This window comes from Ruegeria arenilitoris (assembly GCF_013035315.1).
Classification (GTDB): Bacteria; Pseudomonadota; Alphaproteobacteria; order Rhodobacterales; family Rhodobacteraceae; genus Ruegeria; species Ruegeria arenilitoris_D.
Window position 1 is genome coordinate 104,483 of record NZ_WQHP01000002.1, and the last position, 14,250, is coordinate 118,732.

The 14,250-nt window shown below is 54.9% G+C and carries 11 protein-coding genes; 5 read left to right on the top strand and 6 right to left on the bottom strand.

Annotated features, from left to right (window positions below):
• Positions 1 to 1,173: 1,173 nt before the first annotated feature.
• Positions 1,174 to 2,241 (bottom strand): ParB N-terminal domain-containing protein, encoded by a 1,068-nt coding sequence (locus GOV53_RS05280; protein ID WP_170465052.1) that lies wholly within the window; start codon positions 2,239 to 2,241, stop codon positions 1,174 to 1,176.
• Complete coding sequence (locus GOV53_RS05285; RefSeq protein WP_170465050.1) at positions 2,234 to 3,619, bottom strand: AAA family ATPase; 1,386 nt, start codon at positions 3,617 to 3,619, stop codon at positions 2,234 to 2,236. The genes GOV53_RS05280 and GOV53_RS05285 overlap by 8 nt, the downstream gene beginning before the upstream one ends.
• A 578-nt stretch (positions 3,620 to 4,197) precedes the next feature.
• Here GOV53_RS05285 and GOV53_RS05290 point away from each other — a divergent pair.
• Complete coding sequence (locus GOV53_RS05290) at positions 4,198 to 5,460, top strand: replication initiation protein (protein ID WP_170464619.1); 1,263 nt, start codon at positions 4,198 to 4,200, stop codon at positions 5,458 to 5,460.
• Positions 5,461 to 5,472: 12 nt separating this feature from the next.
• Here GOV53_RS05290 and GOV53_RS05295 read toward each other — a convergent pair whose 3' ends face one another.
• The 3 genes from GOV53_RS05295 to GOV53_RS05305 form a co-directional block, all read right to left on the bottom strand.
• Entirely contained in the window at positions 5,473 to 7,779 is a 2,307-nt protein-coding gene (locus GOV53_RS05295; RefSeq protein ID WP_170464620.1) for a Tex family protein, read from the bottom strand.
• A gap of 74 nt (positions 7,780 to 7,853) precedes the next feature.
• Entirely contained in the window at positions 7,854 to 8,876 is a 1,023-nt protein-coding gene (locus GOV53_RS05300; protein WP_170464621.1) for an Ldh family oxidoreductase, read from the bottom strand.
• Positions 8,877 to 8,950: 74 nt separating this feature from the next.
• Positions 8,951 to 9,895, bottom strand: coding sequence for a c-type cytochrome (locus GOV53_RS05305; protein ID WP_170464622.1), 945 nt, complete (start codon positions 9,893 to 9,895; stop codon positions 8,951 to 8,953).
• 48 nt (positions 9,896 to 9,943) lie between these two features.
• Here GOV53_RS05305 and GOV53_RS05310 point away from each other — a divergent pair, with 48 nt between their 5' ends.
• From GOV53_RS05310 to GOV53_RS05320, 3 genes are read left to right on the top strand one after another with little or no spacing between them, the layout of a single operon-like run.
• Complete coding sequence (locus GOV53_RS05310; RefSeq protein WP_367647645.1) at positions 9,944 to 10,516, top strand: RNA polymerase sigma factor; 573 nt, start codon at positions 9,944 to 9,946, stop codon at positions 10,514 to 10,516.
• Positions 10,513 to 11,256, top strand: a complete 744-nt coding sequence (locus tag GOV53_RS05315; RefSeq protein WP_170464623.1) for a hypothetical protein — start codon at positions 10,513 to 10,515, stop codon at positions 11,254 to 11,256. The genes GOV53_RS05310 and GOV53_RS05315 overlap by 4 nt, the downstream gene beginning before the upstream one ends.
• A 59-nt stretch (positions 11,257 to 11,315) precedes the next feature.
• Complete coding sequence (locus GOV53_RS05320; protein WP_170464624.1) at positions 11,316 to 12,395, top strand: helix-turn-helix domain-containing protein; 1,080 nt, start codon at positions 11,316 to 11,318, stop codon at positions 12,393 to 12,395.
• Here the strand turns inward: GOV53_RS05320 and GOV53_RS05325 are convergent.
• Positions 12,368 to 13,258: a LysR family transcriptional regulator gene (locus GOV53_RS05325; protein ID WP_170464625.1), complete on the bottom strand. Its 891-nt coding sequence runs from the start codon at positions 13,256 to 13,258 to the stop codon at positions 12,368 to 12,370. The two genes, GOV53_RS05320 and GOV53_RS05325, sit on opposite strands and share 28 nt — an antisense overlap.
• A gap of 107 nt (positions 13,259 to 13,365) precedes the next feature.
• On the opposite strand from GOV53_RS05325, the gene GOV53_RS05330 reads away from it, so the two are divergent.
• On the top strand, positions 13,366 to 14,250 hold the full coding sequence (locus GOV53_RS05330) for a phytanoyl-CoA dioxygenase family protein (RefSeq protein ID WP_254439193.1): 885 nt from the start codon (positions 13,366 to 13,368) through the stop codon (positions 14,248 to 14,250).

A 14,250-nucleotide genomic window follows, 5' to 3' on the forward strand; every position in this document is an offset into this window, starting at 1 on the left:
AAGAGTCGTCTCCGAAGCTCGCTGATCCGCTTTGATCAGATCCGCAGCCTTTACGGTAATCATGATGACTGGCAACGCCCTGTTGCCAGATACAATTTTCGAGATGATTGACGCATCTACAAAGCGCAAACCGTTCAATCCTCAAACACGAAGCTCGGGGTCCACGACGGACTTGTCGTCTGTCCCCATCCTGCTGGTCTCAACCGGAAAAAGTCGTAGCAGCTATATCCCAAACCGCCTTTACCAGGTCAGAATTGTCATGGATTCAACGGCCAGGCAAATCTCTTACGGCTCATATTTCGACAAAGCTTTTGCTGACATGATTTGTCGTGCTTGACAAACCGATTCCACCGCCACGGCTTTGTCGCGCTCCGCAGACAGGTAATTCAGCCGAATATTAAGTTGCTGATTAAGGTCGCGAGAAAGATGCAGTACTAACAGCTCGCATCGAAAGATTCCTCATCCCTTCCCGAATTAGCGCTAACCTTGTTTCAGTTGTAAGCCAAAGTCATCAGCGTCCGCTATTGCCAAGCACACCGGGGCTGATTGGGTCTTGCAAATTCACCGAGACTACAGGGTAGCGGAAAATTATCGGTTTATCACTTTCGTGTGCTCTATCAGGATGACAACGGGCTCAATTTAATAGCTGTGTTTTCCTGATGCGCAAAAAGTTGTGCTTTTACACATTCGAAATGTGACGATAGAAAAGCTATTACCGTGCAATACCACTTTCCCTCGCTGTGTTGGAGAGCCCAACATTCTTCGGTTCGAGCCGCTATTCGCCCTGAAAGTGATCCCACTTAGTCGATCCGACCGGCTTTCGTGCAATCTCAACCCATTCACCCAAAGAGGGAAACCTAAAACTCGTCTGGCAGGGAGTCATAGTCAAATGACGAACGATCTGTGCGCATCCTAACTCGGCGATGGTGGCAGGTTGTTTCATCTGGTTACAACACAATCTTTGGGCCGAATGACAGCATAACTTGAGCATAGAAACCCAACTATTCTCTTCCTGCTTTCGGACAACCCTTCGGAGGGCGCGCCGCTAAAGCCTTATGCGCATAATGCGCATTAATTTTCAAAAACGAGCACTACCTAGAGACAGTGCTCTTGGCAATAACTAGCCCGTTCCGTGATGGGTGCATCTTCAAAAGGTATTTTTTGCTACAAATACTAATTTAGATACTTTGCGAGGTGATTTAATAACTCTTTAGCATCCTGCTCTGATACACCGTGGCGCTGGACCCTGATCCGAACCTCGTCCGATGAAAGTTCGCCACGCAAGACTCCCCCCCCGACTAGCTTGACTGATGTCAAAGGTCTGACCTTCTGCGGGCGGCCTCCTCGTGACCTCTTGGCTTCCGAATGGGGGGATACCTTCATGGCTTCTTCCAAGATGGCCCATTCCGCCTTTGGGTCCAATACCTCTGCTTCAGCGAGCACCTGGCGAAGCTTTGGTTGCGCACCACTTCTCAGCGCCGCCGCCAATTTCAACCCTGCTTTTTCGGAAAGGGCCACAGGGTATTGCAGTAGATCACCGAGCGCTTCGTGAACCAATGCAAAGCTGCGTACCTTTGAACGCTTGGCTTTGGATGCAGTCGCAAAAAGCACATCAACGGCGGCTTCTGTCGTCTCGAAAACCCCTTGCGCTACTGCCAGAACGGCGATACGCCCCCGTTCATATGGGCTTAAGTTGGACCGCAGTTCGTTTTCCTCAACCATCGAAACGTAAGCGCCCTGCCCCGACCCTGCCTCTCGGACAAAAGCTGGGATGTACAAAAACCCATCATTGGATCGCGCAAGGCGACGGAATGCTTCCAAGCGCCTGAAACCCGAGATCAATCCAAATCCCTCGCCATCTCTCGTCACTTCGATCGGTGCCCTCAATCCGTGGGCCCGCAGCGATTCAAGAAGCTCCGCCATTGCTTCTTCATCTTCAACCATTCGGTCGCGGCGGATGTATTCTGCGTCGATCTGATCCAATGGCAGCATCTCGGCGACGAGACCCGCGCTCTGGGCATCTCGCCAAAGTGCAGCATCGTTCTGGTCTTGGGCCAACGCCACGCGGTCTGTGACTGTCGTCATGCCGTTCAACGAAGCGGCTTCAGCCGCGACTTGCGCGATCGGCGGAACGGACGTCGTTGCATCGAATGGATTGAGCGAGGGTTTCGCCGCGAAACCGGCCTCCAGTTCCTCTAGTTTGGTCGTATCGGGTGCGGTTAACCGTCTTCGTTTAGCCATCTGCCTGTCCTCCCAATTGGGCATCGCGCCACCAGCAGCCAATTAAAACCTCTTTGAACTCGGCATATGTTCGGTCAAAGGTTTCCCGTCCGCGCACATAGGTCTCGCGATTGAAATCTCGGTAGTCGGCTTCATAAATACCATTCACTTGCTCTCCGGCCTGCCCGACCAGTGCCGTGAAATCCTGGCGGTACGCATTCATGAAATCACCAAAATAGGCCTGGATGACATTTGCCATATCCGTCTGCTGGCTTGCGTCAAAACGGGTAATAATCGCCCTGACCACGTCCCATTCGAACTTTAGCTCAGGGAGACCAGCGGCCCTTTGCGCGGCATTCTCTCCATCTTCGATACTGGCGAACGTCGTGTAGAGCATATCGAAAAACCGACCAGTCGAGTCGAATTCCAAGAAAGATGCGCCGAGCGGGACCAAAAGAATGTCTGCCGCAGCCAAAGCATTGATCGTTAGGTACCCAAGTGCAGGAGGCGTATCTAGAAAAATAACGTCGTAGTCATTCAATACACCACTGTCGTCCAAAAAGTTGGTAAGCCCATCCCACAAAGGCCAGCTTCGCAACCCCATCCGCCAGACCGGAATTTGAAATTCGGCCCAGTACAGATTCAACTGCGCGCCGATTAAATCAATGTTGGGCCAATGCGTTTTCTGGATCACGTCGCTTGGGGTCGTTTTCAGAGCTTCTTGCAAGGTCTCGTCAAGGGGTATCTCTGGCTGACCGTTCACCTGCCGTACCCGATTTTCTTCCAGAACCGCTTGCGCGTAATCCTTGGCTATAAGAGGGAATACCGTTTGCCATTCATCTGCCACCGTACCACCAAGGATCGACGTCATCGAACCTTGGCTATCCAAATCAATAACAAGCACTCTGTATCCGTCTAAAGCTGCTGACATTGCTAAATGTGCTGCTGTCGACGTTTTGCCAACGCCGCCTTTGAAGTTGGCGACCGATACTACCTTTGCAGGCAAACCTTCTGGTCTGTAGGGCAAGTACTCTTTGGTACTGACACCTTCCGCCGCAAAGTGTTTTCGAAGAGTCAAAACCTCCTCTAACGTGAACCACTTAGATCCGGCTTCACCCTCGCCTTGCGGCAAGTCAGGATTAGCTTTTAAAACACGGCGTAAATGAGCAGGGGCCACTGGTATAAGGTACTTTGTGATTTCCCAGATTGAAAAACGACGAAGGCGCTTTTCGCCATCTGGTGCGTAACCGCGGCGGGCCAGGTCTTCGCGGCCTTTTGCGCAGAAAGTTGCAGCTTTTGCGAATCGAGATGTCCCAATAGGATTTGGGAGCTTCTTCGCTGCAGCAGCTGGATCAAGATTCAGATAGGGGGGCAGGGGAAGTTGGGTTGCCTTATTCACTGTCGATGCCTCAGAAAATGTTCGCTTTGTCAGCGCATATATCCCAATGTAGCGAACATTTTTCCTCAAAGCTATCCTTGGGTATTCAATTTTCCACAGAAATGCTGATTTCCCTAAGTTTCGCGACGAAACCAACAAAAATCTAAAAAAGGCAATCAACAAAACGTTTGATTCATTTAAGGGCTTTAAGATATTTGGACAAAAATAGAGACGTTAATTCAAATAGATAGGTGAAATTAGGTGCCTGCTTCCGGTATCACAGGAACCTACATACGGTACCTAAGGGACCCATATACAGGGCCTTGGGAACTAGAGTCCGGGTGCAAGGGGGCCGATTCCCGGGACGCGAAGATTCTTGGAAATTGAGACCCTAATTTGGCCACTAAACCGCAATTGGTCGGAGCCATTACTTCCAGAATGGCCCTGATATTGAGTCTTGCTGGGGATAAGTATGTCAGAGGTTTCTCAAGGTACCCGTATCCGGGATGAAGGTCATCCTGTATTTGGGCACCCAATTCAGATTGCACGCTGGGTACCTTTCATGCCAACAATATTGAAAAGAGCAGTCAGGCAGAATCATGCCGGAACAAAAAACAGATATGGATAAACTCGCTGGGGCATTGCGTCGCGAGACGGTAAAAAAGAACGTCGCTGCAATTCATATTAGCGGCAAACTCTCTCTATTGCAGCGCAAGTTGTCCAATGTATTGTTGCTCAATGCGTACGATGCGTTGACGTCTGCGCCGACGCATACGATTGACGCACGCACCTTGGCGATGATGGTGGGCTACAACTCGAACGATTTTGACACCTTGCGTATGAGCTTACGCGCGCTCGCTGAAACAGTCGCTGAATGGGATATGTTGGACGAACAGGGGCGCCAGGAATGGGGCGTCTCTTCTCTGCTCAGTTTCGCCAAATTGAAAAACGGGGTGTGCGAGTATGCATACTCTCCCGCTTTGGCTCAGAAGCTGTATGACCCTAAAATTTACGCGCTGATAAACATACAGATTCAACGGAATTTCAGTTCCGGCCACGGCTTGGCGCTTTATGAGAATTGCTATCGGTTCGTTAGAACCGGATCCACCGGGTGGTGGACGCTGGATGTTTTTCGAAAACTTATGGGTGTTGATGGAAGCGACTACTACGCTAGTTTTAAGCACCTCAACGCAAAAATAATCAAACCAGCCGTCGCTGAGGTCAATAAAAGCTCCGATATTTTGATTGAACCTGAATTTCAAAAGAAAGGTCGGACCGTTACGGATATCCGCTTTCTGATCAAAGGTAACCCTCAGAAAGCGATGTTCGAAATTGATGACGAAGGTGGTGTGCGTAACCTTGCCACGTACAAGACTCTTCGCGACCAGGGCGTTTCTGATCGATTGGCCCGCCAATGGATAGCGGAACACGGCGAAGAGTATGTGCAAGAAAAGCTAAACTATGTCAGCGCGAAAGATGGCGTGAAATCGACCGTCGGTTTTCTCTCGGCTGCGTTGCGCGAAGACTATCGTTCCGTAGAAAAGACATCGCCGCCGCCCAGTCCAGATGCCATTAAGGCCGCGCAGATAAGAACGGCAGAACAAGAAAAGCAAGACAGAGAGTATGAGGCCAGAGCGGCTGAGCGAACGGAACGTTCCCGCAAGCTTGCAATTGTAGAAGAGGTGGTTTCGCAGCGAAACCCGACCCAACGCGACGCTGACAAAAGGTTGTTTATGTCTGGCCTCGACAATGACCTCGACCGAGAGCACTTTCGAGCGCATGGTTGGCGCTCGGGCCTGAATGCCGCGAAGATATTCGAATTCTGGGAGGAACTAGAACCAGACGCATTTATTGAAGCTTAGTAGATTTAGAGCTCAATGCTTCTTCATCGCAGCACTCAACGCGTCGCCAAATGCGCTGTTGTGTGCATTTTTTTTGTTTTTTGCGTATTGAGCTTCCTTTCCTTTTGATGAGTAAGGACGCTTCTGTTGTGGTTTATGCGCACTATTTTGTCGTGCAGACTTTCCTCCGTCTTTTCGCATGGTCAAGCCGATACGCTTACGGGGTACGTCCACATCAACGACAGTCACCTTCACGACTTGCCCCGTTTTGACCACTTCGTGCGGATCCTTAACAAATCGGTCAGCAAGTTGACTGACGTGAACCAACCCATCCTGATGGACGCCAATGTCGATAAATGCGCCAAAGGCGGCGACGTTCGTGACCGTTCCCTCTAACACCATTCCAGGCTTCAAATCTGTAATGTCGTCGACGCCATCCGCAAAAGATGCGGTCGCAAAACTGGGGCGTGGGTCGCGGCCGGGCTTCTCTAGTTCAGTGAAAACATCCCGCACGGTGGGCAAACCGAAGCTCTCATCCACAAAATCCTCAGCGCGCAAATTCTTGAGCGCCCCGTCATGACCCATGATGTCCCGAATATCTCGGCCGCATGCAGACACAACCTGTTTCGCAAGGCCATAGGCCTCTGGGTGGACTGAGGACGCGTCCAGAGGTTCGGAACCATCCCGGATTCTCAGGAATCCCGCGCATTGCTCATAGGTTTGTGGCCCAAGGCGCGCGACATCCAAAAGCTGATTTCGATTTTGGAAAGCGCCATTCAGATCGCGGTGCATAACGATTGCTTCGGCCAGTCCGGGCCCAAGACCCGAAACATGAGAGAGTAGGGGCGCGGAAGCCGTGTTCAGATCTACACCGACCGCGTTCACAACATCTTCGACAACCGATGCCAATGACTGCGACAACCGATGTTGATCAACATCATGCTGGTACTGACCAACACCAATTGACTTGGGTTCGATTTTAACAAGTTCCGCCAAGGGGTCTTGTAAACGCCGGGCGATCGAGACAGCCCCACGCAGCGACACATCCAGATCAGGGAATTCTCGCGCGGCCAGTTCTGACGCCGAATAGACCGAAGCCCCAGCCTCGGACACGACAACCTTGGTTGGCGCTTTGACGGATTTTGGCAAAAGCTTCAAAGCTTCCGCGACCAATTTCTCAGTCTCGCGGCTCGCTGTACCGTTGCCGATGGCAATCAGTTCAATCTTATGGGCTGAGATAAGGTTAAGGATAGTTGCTTGTGCGCCCCTCAGATCGTTTTTTGGCTGAAAAGGAAACAGCGTGTCGGTCGCAACCACCTTGCCGGTGGCGTCAACGACGGCCGCTTTAACACCTGTGCGAATTCCGGGGTCCAAACCCAGAGTTGGCCGTGCTCCAGCAGGCGCAGAAAGCAATAAGTCTTTGAGATTAAAAGAGAAAACCTGAATAGCCTCTTCCTGCGCCCGGCTGCGCAGGTCCGCCATAAGCTCAACCATCATTGAAAGTGACAGTTTTACCCGCCACGTCCAGCCGGCCACCTTTCGGAGCCATTTATCTCCTGGCGTGTCGCTGCGTGTATGCAGATGAGCGGCCACCATGGCCTCGGCGCGCGCGGCTCCGGCTTCCGGTTCCGGGGCAATATCCAGCGTGACGATACCCTCTTTCGAGGCTCGCAACATGGCAAGTGCGCGGTGTGATGGAGTTTTGGCCCAAAGCTCAGTGTGGTTGAAATAGTCGCTGAATTTTGCGCCTTCCCGTTCCTTGCCCTCAATCACTTTGGACGTCAACAAGGCCTCGCGCTGCATGAAATCACGCAACTCACCCAGCAATGTGGCGTTTTCTGTCAACCGCTCAGTTATGATGTCGCGTGCACCATTCAACGCGTCTTTGGTCGTCGGGACAGCGTCCGAAACATAGTTTTGTGCCATCGCTTCCGGATCAGCGGACCGGTCTGTCAGGATTGCATCCGACAGCGGCTCCAACCCGTTCTCGCGCGCAATCATCGCCTTGGTGCGACGCTTGGGCTTGTAAGGCAGGTAAATGTCTTCCAGTTTCGCTTTGGTGTCGGCCTGCGCAATGGATTTTGCCAGGTCATCCGTCAATTTGCCCTGATCCTTGATCGAGCCGAGGATCGTTTCGCGCCGCGCCTCAAGCTCGCGCAGATAGGTTAGCCGATCTGATAGAATCCGCAGTTGCGTATCGTCCAGCCCGCCGGTCACCTCTTTTCGATACCTTGCCACAAATGGGACGGTGGCCCCTTCGTCCAACAACTTTACTGCGGCACCGACCTGTTCCGGGCGGGCGTTGATTTCGGTGGCGATGGTGCGGGCGTTGCGGTCCAAAAGGGCCTCCTGAAGTCTGTTCGGAGAATCTTCTTAGCCAGCCCCATCGCCAAGGGAAAGAGGAGATAGGAGAGTTACATCTGATCGGCCAGAACCAGCAGATCATCATGCAAGGTTTTCGCCACTTCCACATACCCACGTGCGGTATTCCGTGCCCGTGCAGCGAACCGTCTTTGAGAGGGCAGGCGGGCCCCTTGATCTACAATATCGGCGAACAGTCGCTCGGCACGGGCGTCATTATCAGCGGTGCGACCGCCGCTGAACTGGGCCGGGTCAAAAGCCAGAATGATTTCGCCATGGTAGGGCGCGCCGCCCTGGCCTTCGGCATACTCCATGCTCTCCAGGCTGGTCAGGTCGTCAATCAGCGGGCCCGCCAACAGTTCGATCATGATAGACAGGGCCGAGCCTTTGTAGCTGCCAAAAGTCAGCATCGCTCCGTCCATAGCGGCCTGGGGATCGGTGGTTGGGTTCCCGTCCTTGTCGATCGCTACGCCTTCGGGCAGGGGCTTGCCCGCGCGGCGATACAGTTCGATCTCGCCGCGGGCAAATGCGCTGGTGGCGAAATCAAACGTGAACGGGTCTTTGCCTTGGCGCGGCCAGCTGAACGCCAACGGGTTTGTTCCGAGGCTGCCTCGCGTCCCTCCGGCTGGCGCGACCCAGCTGTGGCTGGGAACCATTGCCATCGCAGCCAAACCTTCTGCGGACAGGCGTTCCACCTCTGGCCAAAGGGCTGAGAAATGAAAGCAGCGATTGATCGCCATTGCCGCGATCCCATGGGTTCGGGTCTTTTCGATAAGAATGGGCAGAGCCTCACGAAACGCCAGCAGCGACATGCCGCCCTGCGCATCCACGCGCACAATGGCATTGTTCGAGGGCGCAACGACGGGCGCAATATGGCCGTCGATCTTGCCGGCTTTCATAGTGTCAATGCACATGAACAGGCGAAACAGACCATGAGACTGGCAATCGTCGATCTGGCAGGTTGTCAGCATTTCGGTAATTGCGGCCGCATGGTCGGGGCCAAAACCGGCTTTGGTCAGAATGGACAGGCTCAGATCTCGGATCTCGTCCAATGTCAGTTTGACCGTCTCGCTCATGCTCAGCTTCTCCCTTATCCGAAGTCAGATAAGGGATAGCGTGGTCATGTGGGAAAAGGGAACCCGGTTTGGAGTCATCCCTGAGTCTCGGCTAGCAGGTACGCAATAACGTTGGCGATATCGGCTTCTTTCTTCAGGCCCGGAAACTGCATTTTGTTCCCCGGGACTGTGCCTTTAGGGTCGGTCCGGAATGCGGCCATCGTTTCAGGCGTCCAGACGATCTCGGATTGTTGCAAAGGGTCGGAATACCGAAATCCGTCCGCTTGTCCGGCCTTTGCCCCGAAGATGCCGTGCAGCGAGGGTCCGACAGTGTGGCGGTCGGCGTCCAGCTTGTGACAGGCGCTGCATTTTCGGAACACTTTCTTCCCGGCTTTAACGTCGCCCTCTACGGCTGCAGCTAAAACGGTAGTTTCCGCGACGGGTGCAGCCTCGACCTTTTTGTCATCGAGGTTGAAGATAAAGCGCGCGGTGACCGGGACTGTTCGGGTGATGCCGGGCAAGTCAGCCAATTGCATCAGCTTGTCGACACCTGCGTCAACGCCTGCATCCTCGGTACTGATGAAAATCATATCGTTGGTCGACACCATGACCGAAGTTTCAGACAAACGCGCGACAAACATCTCGGCATCGAAACCGACTTCTGCACCCGCAAGCGAAAGCTGCGCTTCGGCATCGACGGTCGTTGCCTCGCCAACACTCAAGGCTGAAACCTCTGACATGTCGAACTGAGCGGTCAAAGATGCGGTCCCGGCCTTGCGGAACACATACTCGATCATGCGTTGGTTGCGAATGTCGATGTTTGTTTCCACCGAGGACAGATCAATCTCGATCTCGGCCTTGCCATCCTGGCTTACCTGGCCAGAGAGTTTCGAAAAGGAATTGACCTCGCCCACGGTGTTTTTCTTGATCGAGCCATAGGCCAGATGCGAGCCTTCTGGGGCCAGCGTCCAAGTCTGCGCCAGAACCGGGGTTGCAACAATTGTCGACGCAATCGTTACCGCTTTCAACAGAAGTTTCATTTCATTCCTCCTACAGGTGTGTAAATCCTGACCACACGGGCCAGGTCCGTGAATGACAAACACACACAGGTCGCGATTTATTCGATGGGTGTCCAAATAAGCTCAGAACAGGCCGTGCGCGGCGCGATCCAGACGCATTCGAAACGTGTCTGGCGGTTTGGGCTGGCGCTTTCGGGGGCGTCGGATGTGGCCGACGATCTTTTGCAATCCACCTGCCTGCGTGCTCTGGAACGTCACCACCAGGTCACTTCGCATGATCGGCTGGACAGTTGGCTGATGACGATCTGCCGCTCGATCTGGCTGAATGAGGTGCGCGCGCGGTCGGTGCGCAAGGCCCAGGCGCTGTCGGTAACGCCCGAAGCTGAATTAATTTCGGTCGGACCGGATTCAGAAACGAATATTTTCGCTGCTGAAGTGTTTACACAAGTGATGCAGTTGCCAGAGGCGCAGCGGGAAACGGTTATGCTTGTGTTTGTCGAGGGCTATAGTTACCGCGAAGCCGCTGCGTTGCTGGACGTACCGATAGGAACAATCATGAGCCGGTTGTCAAATGCCCGGCAGAAACTGAAAAACGTGATGCAGCATGATGCGGCAGACGCCGTTCGACGGAGTGGCAAATGAAGTTTTCCGACGAGACGCTCAGGGCGTATCTGGAAGGCAATGCGGACGCGGCCGAGGCCGTCGCCATCGAGGCGGCGATCGAAACTGATCCAGAATTGGAACAGCGTCTAATGGCGTTGGACTCTTTCGCGCCCGTTGTGAAAGCAGTATTTGACGACATTCCCGCCGAAGTGCCGCAGGTGAACTTGCCAGAGGCGGCGGTCAGCCAACCTCAAACTTCGGGCGGACCCTGGCGATTGCTGGCGGTTGCGGCTTCGGTCGCTGTTCTTGCAGTGTCTGCCACGATCTGGGCCACACGCCCCCAACCGATGGGGTGGGCAGAGCAGGCTGCAATTTACCAATCGCTCTATACGCCAGATACAATCGCATCCCTCGACAACTCTTCGGCGGCGCTTGATGCGCAGTTCGCGCTGGCCGAGGCGCAGTTGGGTCGACCCTTGAATCGGGCGACGCTTGAGGTGCTGCCCGGGTTGGAGCTGAAACGAGCGCAAGTTCTGTCATTCAAGGGCAAGCCGTTGATACAAGTGGTTTTTGCCGATGATCAGGGTCAGCCGCTGGCTTTCTGCGTGATCCGTCAGGGTGAGGGCGCGCCGACAAAGGACGTCAAGCTTGCCGCGCTCAGCGGTCTGGCGACGGCGACATGGGCGCAGGATGGATATGGCTATATGCTCATTGGCAGCAATGAGCAGACCGATCTGAACCAAGAGCTGGACATTCTGACCGCAACTTTCGCGGGGTGATCTGCTAGGCGACAGAAAACGCCTTGTGAACCGGCCGCAATCACCGAAATATAGCGGGTATGACGACGAAACCCGTGATCCCGGACCCGGATGAGGACGCCGATGCGCTTGGCCCGCGCAGCATCTATGATGCGGACCCTTCCGAGGATGACGACCTTTGGTTTCTGCCCCCAGATGAGGAACACGCGCAAGAGGCCTTCCTGCCGCCCGGGCCAATGGCCGATCGCCGCCTTCTTTTTGATCCAAGAGATTGGCGCGCGGCACAGGCCGATTTGTCCCTGGAACTCGCGGAGCTGGCAGCCGCATTTGGGGCGTTGGATGAACGGTTGCGGGCCGGCCCAAAAGGGTGGGGGCATCGACTGGCGTTGATGGATGTGTCCGATCTGGGTTGGTGGACGGGCGACAGGATAGGCGTAGACCGCCTCGCACTATGGGTCGGATTGCGGATTGGCGCGACAGGTGATGATGTTCAGGCGCTGTTTCGTGCGGGTTGGGCCGTACGCCGTCTGACGTCGGGTGCAGGCCCTTCCGATGGGGGGTGGGAGCCTGGCCTGACTGCATTCCTTGATCGCATGGCGCAGGGCATTGAAGACACACCCGAGACCGTTGCCGACCTCGCGGAGGTTATGCGCAACGCCGAAGGCCTACACCCTGTAACGCAGGCCGCCATAGGGTTTCACGCATGGCGCGCCCTCGCACAGGGCATCGGTCAGGATACCGAGGCCGCGATCATCGCAGCGCGTCATGCTGCCACGATGGGGCGGGGCGGGGCGATTTTCATGCCGCTGGCACTGTCCGGACCGGGCGCATTGCGTGGGGTTGGGGAGCCGCAGGAAAAGCTGTCGGCCTGGATCAGAGGGGCAGGGCAGGCCGCGTTGGCCGCGTTACTACATCTGGATCGGGTCAGCGCGTGGGACCAGCGTGCCCGTGAGGCGACCAGTGACCTGAGCGGCCGGACTCCGCCTCTTTTGATCGACGCGCTGACGGCATGGCCAATGGTGTCGGCACCGCTTGCCGAAGAGCTGACTCAGGCCTCGCGAGCGGCGGTTCAGCGCAACATAGACCGCCTCATGAGCCGCGGCCTGATCCGAGAGGTCACGGGGCAGGGGCGTTACCGGGTCTGGACGGCCGCGCTGTAGTCGATGATCCAATCGCGGAATGCCTTTGCCGCAGGGCGCAGCGCCGAGCGGGATTGGTAGATCAGGTGATAGGCTTCCTGACCCGGGACATCGATGTCGGGCAGGCAAGGAACAAGCCCGGACAACTTCATGATACGGTCTGACGCTGGGGCACGCGCCAAAGCGATTCCGCCGCCACTGGCGGAGAGCTCAGCTGCCATCAGTGAGTTGTCCGCAAAAAAGTATCGCGCTTGACCCGCAGGCAAACGCAATTGCTGAAATAGATGCGGCCAGCCAGCGCGGTGTGTCGAAACCTCGATCAAGGTAAATCGGAACAAGTCCTGAGGTTGCCTGATCTGATCCGCTACCTCAGGTGGGGCCATTGGATATAGACGCTCCCGCAACAACTCGTCACTTTCGGTGCCAAAAAGGGTTGGGTTTCCGAAAACGATTTGAAGATCGGTGAAGCGGTTTGAAAAATCTGCCATCTGGTTTCCCGTCGACAAAGACAGGTTGATTTGGGGGTACGCGGCCTGAAACGCTGTTAACCCACTGGCGAGAATCCCATGAGCGAATAACAAGACAGACTGCACAAAAAGCCGTTGCTCGCGTGTTTCGCCAAACAACCCTGTTGTCGCGGTTTCAAGCATCAGTAGCGATTGCTCAACCGACGGCAAATAGGCGCGTCCGGCTTCAGTCAGAGTGACCGAATGTGCATGGCGGTGGAACAGGGGTGTACCCAGCCGTGTCTCTAGTGCCTTAACCTGTTGGCTGACCGCCGCGGCCGACATATTCAGCTGTGTCGCAGCGCGGGCGAAACTTTCGGTTCTGGCCGCAGCTTCGAAAACGCGAAGCCAGTTCAGAGAGGGAATGCGTGACGACATGATATGCAGGCTAAGCAAAACTTAGCCTGACGGGCAAGACTTAGCGTTCTGCGGTGTGGGCAGGACGTATTATTCTGGTCTGAGGAAACGTGACACAGGTAGGCCAGATGCCCGAAAAAATGCAAACGCGCGACACCGCCCTGACTAAGGCGCAATCGGACAAGTATTGGGCGGATGGCTTCCTCTTTCCCTTGACCATTTTTTCACAAGATGAAGCCGCACAAATGCGGGCCGCGTTGGAGCAGATCGAACGCGATTGGCTTTCGGCTGAATTGCCGCTACCGCTGAATACTTACAAACGGGTCAACGCGCATCTGGTGATGCCGCTTGCGTCGCGCATCGCGCTGGACCCTCGTGTTCTGGATGCCGTCGAGGGGGTTCTGGGCCCGGATATCATGGTCTGGTCGGCCGAGTTTTTCATAAAGGAACCCAATACGGCCCATACAGTTGGGATGCATCAGGATCTGACCTACTGGGGAATGGGTGAGACACCCGATCAGGTCACCGCCTGGATCGCGCTGTCACCTGCCACGGTCGAAAGCGGATGTATGGATTTTGTGCGCGCCAGCCACAAGAACCCGATCCTGCCGCACAATGACACCTATTCGGACACCAACCTGTTGTCGCGCGGTCAGGAGATCGCGGTGGATGTCGCCGAAACCGACAAAACACATATCGAACTGGCGCCTGGGCAGATGTCTTTGCATCACGGGCTGACGATACATGGTTCCGGTCCAAATCGATCCAATGACCGCCGTATCGGTCTGGCGATCCGCTATCTCAACCCGAATGCCAAGCAGTTGGTCGCCGAAAGAGACTATGCCATGTTGGCACGCGGTCAGGATGGGCAAAGCAACTTTATTCATGTGACGCCGCCGACCCGGCTGTTCTCTGACGAGGCGCTGGTTCTTTATGAAACGGTTCGCCGCGATCAAAGCAAGGCTTTGGCAGAAGGTGCTGCGGGCGAGGTTCCACTTTATGGGTCGACCTGA